Origin of the sequence: Shewanella sp. S1-49-MNA-CIBAN-0167 (assembly GCF_040310145.1) — a bacterium.
In the GTDB taxonomy this organism is placed as follows: Bacteria; Pseudomonadota; Gammaproteobacteria; order Enterobacterales; family Shewanellaceae; genus Shewanella; species Shewanella psychromarinicola.
On record NZ_JBEOPO010000088.1, the window covers coordinates 1 to 2,103 of the forward strand.

Here is a 2,103-nt window from a genome sequence, read left to right on the forward strand (position 1 = left end):
AGTATAAGATCATAGCGAGATGTTAACGTCAAATAGTGAGTTAAATTGTTTAAAAAACGTTCACGATCTCGCCCTGGTATAAGTGTTGCTTAACCGTTAATAACTTTTTTTGGTGACTAGTTCTTAGGATTGAATTAAGATATTTGGGTTAATTTTAGAGACAAGGATAGTTCAATGCGTCATAGAAATTTTATACCCTTAATTCTAGTAATTTTTTTTAGCTTTCCTGCTTTTAGTGACATGTTCACACCTTCGCCTTCTTGTTCGAAACCTTACAAGCCTTATGAATTTACATCACAATGGCAAATAGATAGCTTTAATGATGATGTTATGCGTTATAAGCAGTGCATCGCTGATTTTGTTGCAGAGATGAATGAAGCATCAGAAAAGCATTTAAATGCTGCTGAGGATGCAATAGAAGAGTGGAATCAATTTGTAAATTACGAATTAAATTAATCTTTTAACGATAATAAATATCAGTCAAATAGACAGGAAAACTTATTTTAAATTTATTGTCATAATTTCGATATGTTATTTTATTTATGTGTTTTTAGTTTAGATTTTGTTGGAGATTATTTACATTAAGGTAATTAGTGAGGGACGCGTGATAGATGAAACTACTTTATTTATAGAGAAATCAAAGTCAATTTATGGTGATAAATACACATATGAAAAGACATTGTTTGTAAGTGGTAAACTCAAACTTATTATTACCTGTAAACTACATGGCGATTTTAGTCAGGTTCCGTCAAATCATTATAAATCAGGTTGCAGTGAATGTTCAAAAGAACGAAGGGCTTCTGATGTATTGAATAAGTCAAGAACTGAATTTAAAAATAAAGTATCATTAATTCATGGTGATAAATATAATTTAAGTAAAATTGATTACCAAGGTGCGAAAAAAAAAGTCACTGTTAGCTGTTATGAACATGGGGACTTTGAAATAACAGCTCAACATTTATTGGCAGGTTCAGGATGTGCATCATGTGGCAAAGTAAAAGCGGCAAGTAAAATATTATTAAAGTCAAAGTTAGAGTTTGATGAAAAGTCGAATAAAGTTCATGGTAATAGGTATGACTATAGTAAAGTAAACTATCTGGGAGAAGGGGTTAAAGTTATTATAATTTGCCCTCAGCATGGTGAATTTGAAAAAACACCACGGAAACATCTAGACGGTAATGGATGCAATCTTTGTGAGGGCAAAAAAGAAGTCAATCGGATTACAGAAAAATCATTTATTGATAGAGCAATTAAAGTTCATAACAACATCTATGATTACTCAAAGACTATATTTATAAAATCTCACAAAAATGTCACTATAATATGTAAAAAACACGGTGAGTTCCAACAGAATCCTCACAATCATTTAGCCGGCTTTGGTTGTAAGCTATGTGCTAACGAAAAACAAACAAAAACAACTTCCCAATTTATAAATGAGTCAATTATTATTTACGGAAATAAGTTCGATTACTCTGAAACAGAATATATATCAGTTGAACATAAAGTAAAAATAAAGTGCTCTATTCATGGTTTTTTTTTACAAACTCCTACTCTTCATTTGTTGGGGAATGGATGCCGTAGTTGCAGTCATGAGAAGCGTGCAAAAAAATTGGTACATAATACGCTTAAGTTTATTAAGGTTTCTCAACAGGTTCATGATTATAAATGGAATTATGATAAAACAGAGTATGTTCGAAATCATGAAAAAGTAATAATAAATTGTGATATTCACGGTGACTTTCTGCAAACACCTGCATCTCATAAAAGTGGGAAAGGTTGTCCTGTTTGTGGCGCAAATAAATCAAGTGACTCAAGACGGTTATCCATTAATGAGTTTATGGCGACTGCTAATTATGTTCATAAAAACAAATATTCTTATGAGCTTGTAGATTATCAAAATAATAGTAAAAATGTACAGATAACATGTCCACTTCACGGCTATTTTACTTTATCTCCTTATCTTCATATGCGCGGTTCTGGTTGTCCGATATGTAGTTATGAGATACAACAAAAATTTACATTACAAAACATGCCTATGCAGTTGGCTCAGTAAGAATGTATTGGCGTGTGAATGATTGCCAAATTTAACAATCTGTTAGGTAT

Annotated in this window: 2 protein-coding genes; both read left to right on the top strand. The window is 31.6% G+C overall.

The window, feature by feature from the left end:
* Positions 1 to 174: 174 nt before the first annotated feature.
* Positions 175 to 456 carry a hypothetical protein gene (locus tag AAEZ00_RS20455; protein WP_351089697.1) on the top strand — a complete coding sequence of 94 codons (282 nt, stop codon included), beginning with the start codon at positions 175 to 177 and terminating at the stop codon, positions 454 to 456.
* Positions 457 to 604: 148 nt separating this feature from the next.
* Positions 605 to 2,053 (top strand): DUF723 domain-containing protein, encoded by a 1,449-nt coding sequence (locus AAEZ00_RS20460; protein ID WP_351089699.1) that lies wholly within the window; start codon positions 605 to 607, stop codon positions 2,051 to 2,053.
* Positions 2,054 to 2,103: the final 50 nt, after the last annotated feature.